Raw genomic sequence first — 14,934 nt, 5'->3', positions numbered from 1 at the left:
GAAGGCTAAAGATGTCCCGCAAGCAGCTGCGCAATGATTCGCTGGTGGGGTTCTTGGGATTCTTCGCAGCGTTATCGGTGATTCAAGCAGCAATCAACGTGATGCGGCCTGAGCCTGAAATCTGGCCGGCCGTGTTGGCGCTGGTGCTGGTAGTGGCTACTGTCCTGGCCTGGAAAGCCCCTCGGAAATAATGTTGTGCTCGGCAATGACTTCGAGTGATTGCCGAGCGTCTGCTTCGCTGAGCACATCCATCGCGTACCCGTTCTGGATCAGCACATAGTCCCCCAGTGTGGCGTCGGGAACGTAGGCGAGGCTGCACTGACGGATCTGTCCCGCCACATCAACGGTGGCGATGGGCAAAAATCCGGGCACGATGTCGGTGATCCGCGCGGGAATTCCAATGCACATTTTTAGGCTTCCTCCACTTTCACATTGACTGCTCCTGCTGGTGCTGAACTAATCGGCAAGCAGGGGTCGGCGGCACGGATGGCAGCTTCAATCCGCTCTGCGGCTAGGGAACTCGCCAGCATGTCTGAAAGCCACCACTCATTTTGGGCAGTGGGCGTGAGGATGTTGCAGCTGACCAGGTTGCCTTCCCCATCGCTGTCGTAGCGGTGGATGAGCAAGCCTCGTGGCCCGTCCACCACGCCTACCCCACCGGTGCGTGGCGATTGCTTCTCAGCATGCAATAGTCCCCCATGAACAGCCTGTTGGGTGAGGATCTCCGCTACTGCTGTGAGGCTGCGCTGCAAAAGCGCCTTTTGCGCGGCCAACGGCGAGGTCGATTCACCCAACAGGCGGGCCTGTGCCACGGGGCCGACCCGGAACTTTTGGCCGTCGAAAGTCGGGCGCGGTGCGGGATCACCGGGGCGGGTCTCGATAACGTGGTCATAAAACTCCTGTGCAGGGACGATCTTTTCCCCGGCACGAATGAAGTCCCCCAATGGGTTGAGGTTTCCGTCTCTAGTGCAGACGGCCACGTCTAGCCCGGCGAAGTCGTCCTCGGTGTGGGTCTGTACCGGCAATGCTGCCACCCGCTTAGCGACATCGTCGAGCTCTGCCATCTCAGCCGCATTGCGAACCCCGCCGGGGATGGCGACATCGGGGAAGTGCCCTGGGCAGCCGGCCATCGCTAATACAGCCTTGCCGTATCGACGCGTAGCGATGGCGGTATCCCTATCGATATCCACAAACTTCCAAGCGACTTGCTCGATGATCGCGCCATGTAACAGCAGGGCCCGCACTAATTGGGCTGTTTCGGGAATCTCGGCGATGCCATAGTAGGAGTCAAGCGCTCGTATGCCCGCCAGGTGATGGGCCACCGGGCAAAGGCCACAGAGCCGTTTGACGATGTCCGGCACCTCAGCCACCGGTTTGCCCACGAGAACTGGATCGAGCCTGGGCAGCCCTGAAAGGTCAAAGTGGGCGTCGATGATCTCCCCGGAAGCGTTCTTGCGCACCACCACCCTGGCTTCGAAAGGTTCCACCAATTGGTCTAGGTTGAGGGTGATTTTCGCCATCGTTGGTGCTCCGGGTCCATAATCGAGTTTGTGCATGAGTTAGGGATGTTGACCTCTGTAGTTTCCACCGTAGTAGCAGCGGCCGCCGGCAGAAAGATCAAAGAGGTGGGGTTGCGGGTAGGCGCCCGGTCTGGCGTGGTTGCGGAAGCTTTGGAGGCTTCCTGGCCGATCGCTCGGGCAGAGACTGCCTGCCAGGAGGCCAACCTCGTGATCACCGAAGTCCCCGCAGCGGTGTGGTGCCCGTCTTGCGAACAGGAGCAGCCCATCGATGAGTTCTTCGCCTTGACCTGCCCGGTCTGCGACACCCCGACCGCGGACTTGCGCCATGGTAAAGAATTTGAGATTGCTTATGTGGACGTGGACACCCAAGACTGAATAAGCGTAACAGCTGCAGCGGTGGCCGCGGGCAGCGCATTAGTGACTACCTCTGTCATACCAACGTGAAGCTGCGTGTCTGCGACCACAACGCCCACAACCCCGACTCGGGCAGGTTCCGTGCCGAGTAAGCGTGCCGCGGAAAGCAAATCCAACAACCCCACTTGGTGGGGCGATAGTTTCGATTGCAACAGCCTCGGGATTTGGTCTCCTTCGAGTGTCACCACGGAACCGGGTGCTCCGGGACCCGCTAGGGCGTCGAGAAGCAACAGGCCTTCGGCGTCCTGAACCACGGTGAGGTTTTCGAGTCCGGCGGTGCCACCGTCGACAAATTTAATGCCTTCGGCGGCCCCGAACTCTTTGTGTACCCGGGCTAGTAGTTCCAAGCCGACGGCATCGTCGCCCATGATTGGGTTACCTACGCCTAGGACGGTAACTTTCACAGTCGCAGTCCCCGGGTGCCGATGCGGTGTGCGTCGAGAGGCTGTGAGTCGCGTTTGACCCAGACCCCGCCGTTGATCATGGCGGAGACGCCACCGTGGGTTTCCTGAGTGTCGGCACGCACGGCCAGATAGACGTGGATCACTACAAACGCCCACAAGATGAACATCAGTGCCGCGTGGATCAATCGGGTATATGGCACGCCAATCCAGTGCACCGGGTAGCTCAGCACGACCCAGATCCAGGAGCTTTGGTCATACAGTCCGAACAGCGCCAGGCCCGTGAGCAGCTGGATGATGCACAGGGCATAGATCGCTGTGTACGCGAACTGCTGCAATGGGTTGTGCGCGAGATATGGTGCGTGATCCTTCTTGAGGAACAGGTAGTACAAGACGGTGTCCCACAGGCCACGTATGTCGCGTTGCGAATCCAACGGCCATAGTGCCCGCCAGCGCAGCTGTCGCTGGCTAGAAAATAGCCAGAGGCTGAGCCGCCACACGCCCATCGCGATCCACGCGAAACCGGCCAGGAAGTGCGCAAACCGGATGTAACCCATGAGGTATCCGGTGTCGCCGGGCACGCCTGGTTGTCCACCGAAGAATGGGTCCATGATGTAGTAGCCCGTCAGGCTCATCAAGATGATGAGGGCGACGTTTGCCCAGTGCTGGAAGCGTAGCGAGCGCGTCCACAGCTCTACACGCACCCACTCATTTCCGGGAGCTCCGGGACCATGGTGCGCCCCGGGACGATCGATACCGAGCGCCACGAAACCGGCCATAAAGTATCCCGACTTCTGCCCAATGTGGTCCACGTCCGCCACGGCAACAGCCATAATGCGATGGCCAAGGATGCGGGCTGCTTCGTACGCGTCCGTAAACTTCCGCTTGTCGGCCTTCGGCAGGCCCGCGTCAGCTAGCACGGCGTTGGCATCGCCACGCATCACCAATTGTTTGACGTGGCCTTGTGGCAGCTCGGCGAGCGAGTACTTCCGCTCTGGAGTCGCCGGGTTGAACTGATCCACCTCGTAGGCGGAATGCTTCCGCAGGGCCTTATCGACGGGGTCTGTTGCCATCTTCGGCACTGCGCCAGCAAACGCCAGTACTTCATCCGGGGTGTATTTCCCCACTGAATAGACCTGTGCGACCCTAATGTCGGCCGGGGCGATTGTCGACGTCATTGTGTCATCACCTGAAACAGTGGTTTCCCGTCCGGGTCAAGCACATGCACCGCGCAGGACATGCATGGGTCAAAGGAGTGGATGGTACGCAATGGCTCGAGTGGCTGCTCCGGGTCTACCAGTGGATGCTTGCCATCCCCGGACAGCGAATGCTCATAGGGCCCCAGGTTTCCTTGCGGGTCCCGGCCACCGGCCAGCCACGTGGTAGGCACAACCGCCTGGTAGCGACTGACTTTTTCGTCCTTGATAGACACCCAGTGAGACAGGCAGCCACGCGCCACCTCGACGAAGGCATAGCCAGAAACTTCGTCCTTCGGCCACGAGCTGGGTTCCCACTTGGTGCCGTCGAACACGTCATAGTCGCCTGCGACGATGCCTTCGATGAATTCGGGAAGCACCCGGTTGAGCATCGCTTCCGCGTTGGTGACGGCTTCGATGGCGCGCCCGAGGGTCCGCCCAGCGGTGGAGTTCATCTTCTCCAGAGGGAAGCCGATTTTGAGCATTGCTTCATCCAGGATCCGCACCGTTGTTGGTTCGCCCTGCGCGTACGCTAAGAGCACTCGGGCGTGTGGGCCCATCTGCATGGGTCGGCCGTCATAGCGAGGCGCCTTGGACCAGGTGTATTTATCCTGGTCAGCAAGCCACTTATATGGTGGCTTCGGGCCGGTGTAGTTGACTTCCGTTTCCCCCTCGGCCGGGTGCAGACCAGCGGCGTCGCCGTCTTCATACTGATACCAGGCGGAGGAGATGAACTCTTTGATCTTGTTTTCGTCGATCGGATGTACGGTTCGGAAGTCGCCGTCGAGAAGCACGCCGGGCTTGACGTCCGCATTCGGCGTGGATACCGGGCGGCCTTTGAGGGAGCCTCCGTAGGTGGTGCCCTGCATGCCCACCGCCATCATGTTGGGCGAGGAAGCGCCGATATCGAAATAGTCTTTGTAGACGCTCATCAACGCACGCACGTCCGGGTAGTAGCATTCGTTGACGAACTCGTGGATTTCGCGCGTCCAATCCCCCACCTGATCCAGCACCACTTGGTTGACGGTTTCGGACTTGTTCGGGTCGATGGAACATGCCATACCGCCCACCAGGAAGTTCGGGTGCGGGTTCTTGCCACCGAAAACGGTGGAGATGCGGATGATGGAGCGCTGGAACGCCAGCGCATCGAGGTAGTGCGAAACTGCCATCAAATTCGCTTCTGGCGGGAGTCGGTAGTCAGGGTGATCCCAGTAGCCACCAGTGAAGATAGACAGTTGCCCGGAAGCGAGGACGTCCTGCAAGGTCTTCTTAACCTTGGCGAACTGCGCCTCCGAGTTCAGCTTCCACGTCGAACCGATCGACTTCGCAAACTCGACAGCCTTCGCCGGATCTGCTTCAGCAGCTGACACCACATTGACCCAGTCCAAAGCGTGCAGATGGTAAAAATGCACCACGTGGTCATGAATTCCATGCGATGCCAGAACCAACTGCCTAATGAGCTGGCCCTGCTTGGGCACATGGGCGCCAATGGCATTTTCGACGGCCGTAACCGAGGCCACCGAGTGCACACCGGTGCATACACCACAGATTCTGCCGACGAATGCCCAGACATCGCGCGGATCGCGCCCCTTCACGATGGTTTCGATGCCGCGGAATTGGGTCGTTTCACTCCACGCCTTGGTAATCTTGTCGCCCTCGCGCTCGAGTTCAATCCGCAGATGCCCTTCGATGCGGGTGAGTGGGTCGATGACAACACGTTCGGTAGCCATTAGTTGTCCTTCTTTCCTGCGACAGGCTCATCGCCGAACGCAGCCAATACTTCGTCATTGCTTTGGGAGTCCCGGACGGGAATGGTCTTAAACAAAGTCAAACCACCGTGAATTGCGGTGCCGACGGCCGCTGCGCCGATGAGACCGAGCCCCACCTTTGCCACTGGTTCTTCGATACCGAATCCCTTGACATCGGGTAGTTCGGAATAAAACGGGGTGAATTTGTCGAAGAAGTCCTTTTCGGTGCACCCGATGCATGGGTGACCAGCACCGATTGGCCAGCCGGACTTGAGGTTCCACTGCACGATCGGGCAGGGACTGAAGGTGGAAGGCCCCTTGCAACCCACCTCATACAGGCACCAGCCGTTTCGGGCGCCGTCGTCGTCGAAACGCCGAACGAACTGCCCAGCGTCGAAATGCGCGCGACGCGGGCAGGAATCGTGAATGCGCTGGTCGTAGGCGAATAGCGGGCGACCTTCGGCGTCGACTTCCGGGGTTTTGCCGTGGGTGAGCACGTACGCAAGGGTTGCGGTGATGACCTCGCCGATCGGTGGACATCCGGAGACGTTGATGACGGGCTTATCCGTGATGATTTCGTCAACACCCACCGCGCCCGTGGGGTTCGGCTTTGCGGCTTGGACGGATCCATAGACGGCGCAGGCTCCTACGGCCAAGACGGCGACAGCATTCTCGGCGGCTTCCCGCAGGATGACCTCGGCGGATTTCCCACCGATGGTGCAATAGATACCGTCTTCTTTCATGGGCACTGAGCCGTTGACCACGAGGATGTGGGGTTCCTTATTGAGGTCATCGAGGGCCTTCTCGGCCGCATGCCCAGAGGCCGCCATGACGAGTTCGTTGTAGTTGATCGACAACAAGTCCAGCACGGCATCTTCGACAGTGGTCCCGCCGGAGCGGAGCACGGATTCCATGCAGCCGGTGCATTCTTGTAGCTGTAGCCAAGCCACATTAGGCTTCTTCACTCCGCCCAATTTCCGGGCAATCTCAGCTGCCAGAACTTCTGGCGGGTTGGCGGTTGGTGCACCGACCGCGAAGATAGCGGCGAGTCCGCCACAAAGTTTCATGAAATCACGGCGGGCGATTCCTTGTTGTTCGAGATTCTCCGCCAGGGTATCACCCTGCCACAATGATCCGATGTTCATTGGCGAGCCCCATTCTATATTGAGTGACCCACGCCACCCAATGCAGCGCTAGGTCAAAAGCATCACTATGACTCACGCTACCAACCGGCATCATTTTTGTGGAGGTGAAAACGTGCTGGTCTACCCCCGAAATGCGATGAAATGAAAGACTTGTCACACTTTTAAGCCCGTAAAATGAAGGGCAGGCCCGGGGGTGGCGCCTCCCTGGGTGGGTTGATCTGGCGGCTAGCACGATTGGCACCACCAATCCCGGATTCACTGCCCGGCTCGCCCCCGCTAACTCTGTGGCTTCGCGTGGGAACGGAGCCAGTCAATCCACTGCTCGATCCCCTCGCCGGTTTTCGCGGAAACTTCGAAAATCACCGCGTCTGGGTTAACTTTAGCCAAGTTGGCCTTGAACAGCTCCATGTCAAAGTCCAGGTAGGGCAAAAGGTCGATCTTGTTCACCACAACCGCAGCGACCGAGCGGAACATCACCGGGTATTTGAGTGGTTTGTCTTCGCCTTCAGTGACGGAGTACACCATGGCTTTGGCGTGCTCGCCCACTTCAAATTCCGCTGGACACACCAGGTTTCCCACGTTTTCGATCAGCACGAGGTCCAGCGTGGACAGATCCAGGCCTTTGAGGGCTCGGGCGACCATGGGGGCGTCGAGGTGGCACTCGCCACCGAAGCCGTTACCGGTGTTGAGCAGGGAGATTTGCGCGCCGTAGCCCTCGAGCCGATCGGCGTCGATAGCCGTTTCGATATCGCCTTCCACGATGCCCACCCGCGTCTCTCCTTGCAGCGCGTCCAGGGTCTTTTGCAGGATGGAGGTCTTACCGGAGCCCGGCGCGCTCATCAGATTGACGCATTGCACACCATGCGCGTCGAAGGCCTCGCGGTTGTGGGCTGCTAGGTGGTCATTTTCGGCGAAGATGTCCTCAAGCACGACGATGCGTTCGCGGCCGGTTTCGTAGCCGGAATGGTCACCGTGCTCGCTGGTGGCGGGGTCAATGTGGTCGAGGTGGACGTGTTCGTGGCCGTCATGGTCGTGGTCGTGGCTGTGTACGGTTCCGTCGTCGTGGCGGTGGAAGCGACCCATGGTTTAGCTCCTTGTGATGTCGATATCGATGATGGTGAACTCGTTGCCGGCGCTGATTTCCGCTGGCTGGCCACAGGACGGACAGCTGAAATCGATGTCGCTGAGCGTTGTTTCGTGTCCGTTTGGGCAGGTGACCCGCAATGGCACCCAGTCTATGTCGAGCTCGGCCCCTTCGAGCGGGGATCCTTTGCTCACAAACCCCCAGGCATACACCAGGGTTTCGGGGACAACTTGGCGCAAGGCTCCGATTCTCAGCCGAACTGTGTGGACGGTTGCGTCGCCGGCTGCCCGGGTTACGGCCCGCGCGAGCTGCGTGGCCAGTGCAACTTCATGCATATCTTTGAACGTAGCAGTCTAGGCTGGAATTTATGTTAGTTCGTCGCGAATTCCGTCTCCGCGGCGTGGTCCAGGGCGTCGGTTTCCGACCACATGTCGCCCAGGTCGCCGCCCGCTTCCCCATCACGGGTCTTTGCGGCAACGACGACCGCGAAGTGTTCATCGAAGCCCAGGGCAAGCTTGTCGACGTCGAACGCTTCCGCACCGCCGTGCTTGAGGGATTACCTCCCCTGGCTCACGTTCTTTCCGTGACGACGACCGACCTGCCGATTATTTCGGAGACTCGCTTCACCATCGTCGCCTCCAGACGCGTTGCTGGCGAGCGCACTCTCATCCCACCTGACGTTGCGACCTGCCCGGATTGCCTGGCGGACATGGCCTCGCCTGACAACCGAAGGTATCGCTACCCCTTCACCACCTGCACCAACTGCGGTCCGCGGCTGACTATCATTGCGGATCTGCCGTATGACCGGCCACTGACCACGATGAAGAAGTTTCCGATGTGCCCGGAGTGCGAGGCTGAGTACACCAACCCCGCTGATCGCAGGTATCACGCGCAGCCGATTTCCTGCCCAAACTGCGGGCCAACCTTGTGGATTGAGGGCGTGGACTGCGAGGATCCGATTCTTGAGGCACAGTCCTTACTGTCCGCGGGGCATATTCTGGCAGTCAAAGGCCTTGGCGGATTCCATCTGCTGTGCGATGCCTGGAACGAGGAAGCGGTGGCTGAGCTGCGACGTCGCAAGGCGCGCCCCGGAAAGCCATTCGCTGTGATGACCCCTGATTTGTCGTTGGCTTCGTTCACCCCACAACAGGTTGAGCTACTCAAATCGCCGGCGCACCCGATCGTGATCGCGCCGATGTCAGCTACTTATGATTTGGCGCCGTCGGTCGCCCCGGGATTGTCGGATGTGGGCATCATGCTCCCCTACACCCCGCTGCACACCTTGCTGGTGGACCGGCCACTGGTTGCGACCTCGGGAAACCTTTCCGGCGAGCCGCTGTGCTACACGAATGAGGAAGCGCTTTCTCGACTCAGCAAATTCGCTGACTACTTCCTGCTGCACGACCGCGACATCCACGTCCCAGTGGAAGACTCGGTCTTCCTCGAATCCATGCCGGTGCGCCGTTCCCGCGGCTACGCCCCGCTCCCCTTCCCTATGCCGGGCTCGGGTACGGTCCTGGCGGTGGGCGGCGAGCTGAAAAACACGTTTTGCCTCGCTCACGACGATGTCGCGCACGTTTCGGCCCACATCGGCGACATGGGATCGCTTGCGAGCCAAAAAGCCTTCGACCGCTCGGTATCCCAGATGCTGACGATGCAGCGCTGCACCCCTGACCTCGTGGTGTGCGACCTGCACCCGAACTACGCCACCACTGCCTGGGCAGAGCGCTCCGGCTACCCAGTTTTCCCAGTTCAGCACCACTACGCGCATGCGCTATCACTCTTGGCCTCGCATGGCCGATTCGAAGGCCCCTTCGCGTGCCTCACCATCGACGGCACGGGCTATGGCACCGACGGAACCGTCTGGGGCGGCGAGGTGCTGGTGCTATCTGGAGATTTGCGGACCTTTGACCGTGCGTGGCACCTACCCGTATTTCCGATCGTGGGCGGCGACCGCGCCGTGCGTCAGCCTTGGCGACTCGCTCTCGGGCTGGCTCACGCCTGGGATCTGCCGTTCGACTACGACCATGCCGAATCGGCCCAGGTCAAGCTGCAGCTCTCGCGCGAAATTGGCCTGGTACAGACTTCCTCATTGGGGCGCTTGTTTGATGCCGTTTCCGCGATGCTTGGCGTCTGTGTCGAGCAAACCTACGAAGCCCAGGCGGCCATGGAATTGGAGCGAGTGGCAACGGGCAGCTTGCGGTCTACTGCCACTGATTGGCGATCACTACTGCTGGAAATCCTCGATGACGCTGTGCCCGTTCCCGATCGGGCGATGCGGTTCCACCACGGCTGCGCAGTGCTATTAGCTCGATCTCTACGCGCAACTGAAGTTCCGTTAGTTGGAGTCACAGGAGGATGTGCATTAAATCGCCTGCTCATGCAATTCTTACGCGCTGAGCTAGCCGGACTCGAGGTCTTAGAACATCACACAGCGCCTGCCAATGACGGTGGATTGTCATTAGGTCAGGCGCTGGCGGGAAGGCTTTTCGAGGCATAAAAATTCGACATTGTGGCCGTTCAAACCGGAGTCTTCCGGGCCAGAATGTCGAATTTTAATTACGGCTACCGCTTAAGCAGAGACGCACTCATCCCAGTGGTCTTCGTGCTTGTGGTGCAGATGGCCGTCATGAATGTAGTCAACGTGGTCGCCGTGTTGCACAGCCTCGTGGCCACAGTCTGGACCATGCTCGTGGTCGTGGTCTGCGTGGACTTCGTGCACGTCAGCTGGCACGCACTCGTCCCAGTGTCCCTCATGCTCGCGGTGGAGGTGACCGTCGTGGGCGTAGTCGACATGGTCGCCGTGCTTTACGGCAGTATGGCCGCAGTCTGGGCCGTGCTGGTGGTCATGGTTTTCGTGAATGGTGTGGGACATGATTGTCGCCTTTCAACTAGCAGCATGTTTTCAATTACAAGCTTATATTGAAAACGCGCTGAAGGGAAGCCTCCTTAACAAATCCGAGGCAGCGGGTCCCCAACCAGCATGTCCACCATTCGCGTCCCGCCAAACCCGGTGACCAACACGACCGAAGCCGCCGGTTGGGCCTCCACCCGACCAATAATGCACGCGCCCTCTGCGCCGGCCTCCCGCAGCGCAGCAACAGCAGCGTCCGCAGTCTCTTCAGATACCACAGCTGCAAAAGTTCCTTCATTCGCCACGTACAGCGGATCGATGCCCAGCATGTCACAGGCACCGCGGGTCATGTCCCGAACTGGAATCTTGGAGTCCTCCAACACCGCAGCCAGTCCCGTAGCCCGAGCCATCTCGTTCATGGAGGTCGCGAGGCCCCCGCGGGTGGCATCGCGCATCCAGCGCACGTCGGCGGCCTCAATCAGGGCCTCGACCAGGCCGTTAACCGCCTGGGTATCGGACTCGATCGGCGCTTCAATAGCGAGGTCACCACGCGCCATCATCACGGCCATGCCATGGTCGGCTATAGGGCCGGAAACAATAATGCGATCCCCCACCTGAATCTGATCAAAGCCCAGGATACGAGACGGCGGAATCACGCCGATTCCAGCAGTGGTGATGTACACTTTGTCGCCCGCCCCCTTCGGCACAACCTTCGTGTCACCGGTGGCAATAACAACACCCGCCTTATCGGCGGCCTCCTTCATCGACAACACGATGCGACGCAGCTCGGAGAACTCCAGTCCCTCCTCCAGGATGAACGCCACCGATATGAGCTTTGGCACAGCACCGGCCACGGACAGGTCATTGACTGTGCCGTTGATCGCCAATTCGCCGATGTTGCCACCCGGGAATTCGATGGGGTTGACCACATAAGAGTCGGTGGACATGGCGATGGAGGAGCCATGGGCGTCGATAAGCGAGGCAGCAGTGACCACGGAACTATCTCCGCCTTGGGCAAGCAGGTCGTTGCCGTAAGCGTCGAAAAAGACCTGTTCAACGAGCGCTGCTGAGGACTTTCCGCCTGCGCCGTGGGCGAGAGTTACGCGATCTTCCAGCAGTCGGAATGGGCGCGAGCGCACCTTGGAAATGTTGAGGTTGACGCGGGATTCGTCCTCGTTAAGCCGGTTCTTCGGGTCCACGACTACTCCTTCGCTCCTAGGCTGATCCCATGGTAGCGCTGCTAAGCTTGAACCATATTCAAAGGAGGACTTATGTGCCTTGGTGTGCCAGCGCAAATCGTGGAAATTCCCGAGCCCGCGCGCGCGAAAGTCTCGATCAGTGGCGTGACCCGCATGATCTCCACCGACCTCATGACCGAACCTCTTGCGATCGGCGAGTGGGTGCTCGTCCACGTAGGTTTCGCGCTCAGCAAGATCGACGAAGACGAAGCACAGCTGACGCTGCAACAGATCAAACAGCTCGGCGCGAACACTTTCGAGGACGAGTTGGATGCGTTTAAGGAGAGTTCGATTTGAAATTCGTCGACGAATTCCGCGACCCAGATGCCGCAAAAGCCCTGTTGAAACGCATCGAACATGACGCTGCCTTGCTTGACGAGCCAATCCGTCTGATGGAAGTCTGCGGTGGCCACACCCACACGATCTACCGCTACGGGCTGGAGAACCTGCTGCCGGAAAACGTGGAGCTCGTCCACGGCCCGGGTTGCCCCGTGTGCGTGATCCCCATGGGACGCATTGACGACGCCATTTGGCTCGCCAACCAGCCGAACGTCATCCTCACCACCTTTGGTGACATGATGCGCGTGCCGGGTTCAAACGAATCCTTGATGCAAGCCCGTGCCAAAGGCTGCGATGTCCGCTTCGTCTACTCCCCGCTCGATGCGTTGAAGCTCGCCGAGGACAACCCCTCTAAAGAAGTGGTGTTCTTCGCCGTCGGATTCGAAACCACCACGCCTTCCACTGCCGTGACCTTGGAGACTGCGTGCAAGAAGGACATCGATAATTTCTCCATCTTCTCCAACCACGTCACCATCGAGCCACCGCTGCGCGCGATCGTCAACGGGGGCGAGACGAAGGTGGACGGCTTCATCGGCCCAGGTCACGTATCCACCATCATCGGCACCCACGCCTTCGATTTCCTCGTCGAGGAGTTTGGCATGCCCTGCGCCGTAGCAGGCTTCGAGCCTCTCGACGTACTGCAGGCCGTAGCCATGCTCGTTTCCCAGTTCGCACACGACGAGCCAAAGCGCGTGGACAACCAGTACGCCCGCGTCGTTCGTGCAGAGGGCAACCCGGCTGCTAAGGCGCTGCTCGACCGCGTATTCACCCTGCGCGACACCTTCGAATGGCGCGGCCTCGGTTGGCTCGACAACTCCGGCATGGGCATCGCCCCTGAATATGCGAAGTGGGATGCCGAAAAGAAGTTCAACGTACCGGGCCGACGCGTCGAAGACCCCGCCGCCTGCGAATGCGGCTCCGTCCTCACCGGACGCATCAAGCCATGGCAGTGCAAGGTATTCGGCACCGCCTGCACTCCGCAAACCCCGATTGGCACCTGCATGGTCTCCCCTGAAGGCGCCTGCGCGGCGTACTACAACTTCGGTCGATTGGATCGACAGGAGACGGCGCAGCTGGCGCAGAACTAGCAACAACGAGGTAGAGAGTGCGGAAATCTGCTGCCCCACTAGCGAGCATCCCGACGTGGCGATACCCGCTGCTCGAGATTGCGCTTCTGTTGGTGGCAGTAGTTGCCCACTTCCTCCCTCTCGATCTGAGCCCGTAGGCCGGCCTCGCTTTACTGGGATCGATTTCCTCGGTGTTCTTCTTCCCCTTGCTGCAGCGAGTCAGCATCCGCTCCTTTTGGGTTGATGCGCTATTAGCCGTCGCATCGATAGCAGTCATCTACAAGTATTCAATCCCGCTGCGCGGCGAACCAATTCTGAGCGTGACTGCGGTCCTTGGACTCGTCGCACCGTACGGAGGAGTTGTTGCAGCGGTTTCTGCAGCTCTTCGCCGCTTGGGCGCATTGCTGGTCCCCCAGGAACCTGTTGATGAGCGATCTTCTTGGCGATGGGTTTTGCTGGCATTCGCAGTATTGTGCGCGCTCTGGTTTGCCATCGCGTTCCCGCTCATTGGATACGTCTTCCAGGAGGAAGGCCCCAACACCATTCAACCCATCGGAATGGCCGTACTCATCTGCCCTGCGATTGCTTTCGCGTGGCGGCCTCGAGCCCGTCTGACTAAAACTAGTAATGGTAACGACAAGCCAGCACAGTGATTTCGTTTTCGCTCGCTCGGTAGACGAGGCGATGCTCTTCAGTGATTCGTCGAGACCAGAATCCGGCAAATTCATGTTTCAGTGGCTCGGGCTTACCGATTCCCTCGTTGCCATTCCTGGCAATGTCCTTGATCAGAGTATTGATCCGCTTCAAGACTTTCCGGTCGTGCGCTTGCCACCACAGATAATCTTCCCAGACATTCTCATCCCAAGTGAGGAGCATGAACCTTAGTCCTCAATGAGCTCGTGCTCTGTTACATCCCCAGCTTTCACACGCTCCAGCGCGTCGAAAAGCCGTCGGGCATTTGCCGGAGAACGCATAAGGTAAGCGGTTTCCTGCAATGACGAGTAATCATCTAGGGACATCATCACGACAGATTCGTGGCCCGCCCGCGTAATGGTGACAGGTTCGCGATCATTGACAACTTCATCCAGTACCCGCGCATAATTCGCACGCGACTCGGTGTAACTGATCGTCTTCATAGCAAACACCTCCTGTACAAAAAACAGTACATCCCATCCTCGGCGAAGTAAACCTCCCCCAGATGGCGGAAACCAAAGACTGCCTGCTTAGCCGATGTTTTTCATGCCATTGCTCAATAGCGTAAAAGGCATGAACACCACATTCACAGCACGAGACATCACGGTCTCCTTTAACGGACATGAGGTTGTACACGGGGCGAATCTCACTGCAGCTCCTGGCCGAATCACTGCCCTGCTCGGCCCCAATGGTGCAGGCAAGTCGACCACATTGCGTGCCACGCTCGGCCTGGTGAAATCGACCGGCACCAAAGAGATCAATGGTCGCATCGGTCTCCTCCTTGACGACGGTGGCCTCGTCCCAACTCTCACTGGACGCAGGCATCTCCAAGCGATGGCGCACCTTTATGGCGTCGACAAGCGGCGGGTGCAGGAAGTCCTGGAGCTTGTCGACATGGCGCACCGCTGCGACCGGCTCATCAAGACGTTCTCGCTTGGCATGAAGCGGCGAATTGCACTGGCAGGCGCGCTGCTGCAGGATCCGGACATCATCATCCTGGACGAGCCGTCCTCGGGTCTGGACCCCGACGGCATCCGCTGGTTCGGCCAGCTCATGCGCGCCGAAGCTGACCGGGGCAAGGCCGTCCTCATGGCCACCCACCACCTGGCCGAAGCTGCGGCCATTGCCGACGACGTTGTCATCATCGCCCGCGGCCACACCACTTTCACCGGCGCGGTCGCCGACATCCCCGATCTCGAAGCCACCTACTTCGCCCACACCACGAAAGGCTAGCC

General features: G+C 59.5%; 19 protein-coding genes. 7 read left to right on the top strand and 12 right to left on the bottom strand.

All coding sequences use genetic code 11. The annotated features are described in order from the left end of the window. Positions 1 to 11: 11 nt before the first annotated feature. Positions 12 to 191: a hypothetical protein gene (locus CEPID_RS03015; RefSeq protein ID WP_047239706.1), complete on the top strand. Its 180-nt coding sequence runs from the start codon at positions 12 to 14 to the stop codon at positions 189 to 191. On the opposite strand, the gene CEPID_RS03010 is transcribed toward CEPID_RS03015, so the two are convergent. Continuing rightward, complete coding sequence (locus tag CEPID_RS03010) at positions 157 to 408, bottom strand: HypC/HybG/HupF family hydrogenase formation chaperone (RefSeq protein ID WP_047239705.1); 252 nt, start codon at positions 406 to 408, stop codon at positions 157 to 159. The genes CEPID_RS03015 and CEPID_RS03010 overlap by 35 nt on opposite strands. A gap of 2 nt (positions 409 to 410) precedes the next feature. Then, positions 411 to 1,556 (bottom strand): nickel-dependent hydrogenase large subunit, encoded by a 1,146-nt coding sequence (locus CEPID_RS03005; protein WP_236684281.1) that lies wholly within the window; start codon positions 1,554 to 1,556, stop codon positions 411 to 413. Here CEPID_RS03005 and CEPID_RS03000 point away from each other — a divergent pair. Then, positions 1,551 to 1,895: a hydrogenase maturation nickel metallochaperone HypA/HybF gene (locus CEPID_RS03000; protein ID WP_047239704.1), complete on the top strand. Its 345-nt coding sequence runs from the start codon at positions 1,551 to 1,553 to the stop codon at positions 1,893 to 1,895. The two genes, CEPID_RS03005 and CEPID_RS03000, sit on opposite strands and share 6 nt — an antisense overlap. Here the strand turns inward: CEPID_RS03000 and CEPID_RS02995 are convergent. From CEPID_RS02995 to CEPID_RS02970, 6 genes are all read right to left on the bottom strand, one after another. After that, positions 1,868 to 2,302, bottom strand: coding sequence for a hydrogenase maturation protease (locus tag CEPID_RS02995; RefSeq protein WP_047239703.1), 435 nt, complete (start codon positions 2,300 to 2,302; stop codon positions 1,868 to 1,870). The two genes, CEPID_RS03000 and CEPID_RS02995, sit on opposite strands and share 28 nt — an antisense overlap. Positions 2,303 to 2,334: 32 nt before the next feature. Next, positions 2,335 to 3,513: a Ni/Fe-hydrogenase, b-type cytochrome subunit gene (cybH, locus tag CEPID_RS02990; protein ID WP_047239702.1), complete on the bottom strand. Its 1,179-nt coding sequence runs from the start codon at positions 3,511 to 3,513 to the stop codon at positions 2,335 to 2,337. Further along, positions 3,510 to 5,261 carry a nickel-dependent hydrogenase large subunit gene (locus CEPID_RS02985; protein ID WP_047239701.1) on the bottom strand — a complete coding sequence of 584 codons (1,752 nt, stop codon included), beginning with the start codon at positions 5,259 to 5,261 and terminating at the stop codon, positions 3,510 to 3,512. Before CEPID_RS02985 ends, cybH begins: the two co-directional genes overlap by 4 nt. Further along, a complete protein-coding gene (locus CEPID_RS02980; RefSeq protein WP_047239700.1) occupies positions 5,261 to 6,424 on the bottom strand; it encodes a hydrogenase small subunit in 1,164 nt (387 codons plus the stop codon). Before CEPID_RS02980 ends, CEPID_RS02985 begins: the two co-directional genes overlap by 1 nt. Before the next feature lie 276 nt (positions 6,425 to 6,700). After that, entirely contained in the window at positions 6,701 to 7,507 is an 807-nt protein-coding gene (gene hypB, locus CEPID_RS02975) for a hydrogenase nickel incorporation protein HypB (protein WP_047239699.1), read from the bottom strand. Positions 7,508 to 7,510: 3 nt separating this feature from the next. Further along, positions 7,511 to 7,843, bottom strand: a complete 333-nt coding sequence (locus tag CEPID_RS02970; protein ID WP_047239698.1) for a hydrogenase maturation nickel metallochaperone HypA — start codon at positions 7,841 to 7,843, stop codon at positions 7,511 to 7,513. A gap of 32 nt (positions 7,844 to 7,875) precedes the next feature. On the opposite strand from CEPID_RS02970, the gene hypF reads away from it, so the two are divergent. Further along, positions 7,876 to 10,008: a carbamoyltransferase HypF gene (gene hypF, locus CEPID_RS02965; protein ID WP_047239697.1), complete on the top strand. Its 2,133-nt coding sequence runs from the start codon at positions 7,876 to 7,878 to the stop codon at positions 10,006 to 10,008. Positions 10,009 to 10,080: 72 nt separating this feature from the next. Here hypF and CEPID_RS13550 read toward each other — a convergent pair whose 3' ends face one another. Together CEPID_RS13550 and hypE are read right to left on the bottom strand one after the other, a co-directional pair. Next, a complete protein-coding gene (locus CEPID_RS13550; protein ID WP_083984353.1) occupies positions 10,081 to 10,383 on the bottom strand; it encodes a hypothetical protein in 303 nt (100 codons plus the stop codon). 74 nt (positions 10,384 to 10,457) lie between these two features. Next, a complete protein-coding gene (gene hypE, locus CEPID_RS02955) occupies positions 10,458 to 11,561 on the bottom strand; it encodes a hydrogenase expression/formation protein HypE (RefSeq protein ID WP_083984352.1) in 1,104 nt (367 codons plus the stop codon). Positions 11,562 to 11,633: 72 nt separating this feature from the next. On the opposite strand from hypE, the gene CEPID_RS02950 reads away from it, so the two are divergent. The 3 genes from CEPID_RS02950 to CEPID_RS02940 all read left to right on the top strand — a co-directional run bounded on the left by CEPID_RS02950 (position 11,634) and on the right by CEPID_RS02940 (position 13,659). Next, complete coding sequence (locus CEPID_RS02950; RefSeq protein ID WP_047239695.1) at positions 11,634 to 11,897, top strand: HypC/HybG/HupF family hydrogenase formation chaperone; 264 nt, start codon at positions 11,634 to 11,636, stop codon at positions 11,895 to 11,897. Beyond that, the gene (hypD, locus tag CEPID_RS02945; RefSeq protein ID WP_047239694.1) at positions 11,894 to 13,027 is read left to right on the top strand and encodes a hydrogenase formation protein HypD; all 1,134 of its coding nucleotides are present in this window, start codon (positions 11,894 to 11,896) and stop codon (positions 13,025 to 13,027) included. Before CEPID_RS02950 ends, hypD begins: the two co-directional genes overlap by 4 nt. 170 nt (positions 13,028 to 13,197) lie before the next feature. Continuing rightward, positions 13,198 to 13,659, top strand: a complete 462-nt coding sequence (locus tag CEPID_RS02940; RefSeq protein WP_047239693.1) for a hypothetical protein — start codon at positions 13,198 to 13,200, stop codon at positions 13,657 to 13,659. On the opposite strand, the gene CEPID_RS12830 is transcribed toward CEPID_RS02940, so the two are convergent. Beyond that, on the bottom strand, positions 13,628 to 13,882 hold the full coding sequence (locus tag CEPID_RS12830) for a Txe/YoeB family addiction module toxin (RefSeq protein ID WP_083984351.1): 255 nt from the start codon (positions 13,880 to 13,882) through the stop codon (positions 13,628 to 13,630). The two genes, CEPID_RS02940 and CEPID_RS12830, sit on opposite strands and share 32 nt — an antisense overlap. Positions 13,883 to 13,887: 5 nt before the next feature. After that, positions 13,888 to 14,142, bottom strand: a complete 255-nt coding sequence (locus CEPID_RS02930) for a type II toxin-antitoxin system Phd/YefM family antitoxin (protein ID WP_047239691.1) — start codon at positions 14,140 to 14,142, stop codon at positions 13,888 to 13,890. Between the two features lie 130 nt (positions 14,143 to 14,272). Between CEPID_RS02930 and CEPID_RS02925 the strand changes: the two genes are divergently transcribed. Next, complete coding sequence (locus CEPID_RS02925) at positions 14,273 to 14,932, top strand: ABC transporter ATP-binding protein (protein ID WP_047241301.1); 660 nt, start codon at positions 14,273 to 14,275, stop codon at positions 14,930 to 14,932. The last annotated feature ends 2 nt before the right edge of the window (positions 14,933 to 14,934 follow it).

The sequence above is a fragment of the Corynebacterium epidermidicanis genome, from assembly GCF_001021025.1.
In the GTDB taxonomy this organism is placed as follows: Bacteria; Actinomycetota; Actinomycetes; order Mycobacteriales; family Mycobacteriaceae; genus Corynebacterium; species Corynebacterium epidermidicanis.
Note: the sequence above shows the minus strand (reverse complement) of the source record. Positions and strands in the feature narration are given on the sequence as shown.

Coding starts and splice junctions, on each gene's coding strand:
- CEPID_RS03015 (WP_047239706.1), top strand. CDS start 12: ATGTCCCGCAAGCAGCTGCGCAATGATTCGCTGGTGGGGTTCTTGGGA.
- CEPID_RS03010 (WP_047239705.1), bottom strand. CDS start 408: ATGTGCATTGGAATTCCCGCGCGGATCACCGACATCGTGCCCGGATTT.
- CEPID_RS03005 (WP_236684281.1), bottom strand. CDS start 1,556: ATGCACAAACTCGATTATGGACCCGGAGCACCAACGATGGCGAAAATC.
- CEPID_RS02995 (WP_047239703.1), bottom strand. CDS start 2,302: ATGGGCGACGATGCCGTCGGCTTGGAACTACTAGCCCGGGTACACAAA.
- cybH (WP_047239702.1), bottom strand. CDS start 3,513: ATGACGTCGACAATCGCCCCGGCCGACATTAGGGTCGCACAGGTCTAT.
- CEPID_RS02985 (WP_047239701.1), bottom strand. CDS start 5,261: ATGGCTACCGAACGTGTTGTCATCGACCCACTCACCCGCATCGAAGGG.
- CEPID_RS02980 (WP_047239700.1), bottom strand. CDS start 6,424: ATGAACATCGGATCATTGTGGCAGGGTGATACCCTGGCGGAGAATCTC.
- hypB (WP_047239699.1), bottom strand. CDS start 7,507: ATGGGTCGCTTCCACCGCCACGACGACGGAACCGTACACAGCCACGAC.
- CEPID_RS02970 (WP_047239698.1), bottom strand. CDS start 7,843: ATGCATGAAGTTGCACTGGCCACGCAGCTCGCGCGGGCCGTAACCCGG.
- hypF (WP_047239697.1), top strand. CDS start 7,876: ATGTTAGTTCGTCGCGAATTCCGTCTCCGCGGCGTGGTCCAGGGCGTC.
- CEPID_RS13550 (WP_083984353.1), bottom strand. CDS start 10,383: ATGTCCCACACCATTCACGAAAACCATGACCACCAGCACGGCCCAGAC.
- CEPID_RS02950 (WP_047239695.1), top strand. CDS start 11,634: ATGTGCCTTGGTGTGCCAGCGCAAATCGTGGAAATTCCCGAGCCCGCG.
- CEPID_RS12830 (WP_083984351.1), bottom strand. CDS start 13,882: ATGCTCCTCACTTGGGATGAGAATGTCTGGGAAGATTATCTGTGGTGG.
- CEPID_RS02930 (WP_047239691.1), bottom strand. CDS start 14,142: ATGAAGACGATCAGTTACACCGAGTCGCGTGCGAATTATGCGCGGGTA.
- CEPID_RS02925 (WP_047241301.1), top strand. CDS start 14,273: ATGAACACCACATTCACAGCACGAGACATCACGGTCTCCTTTAACGGA.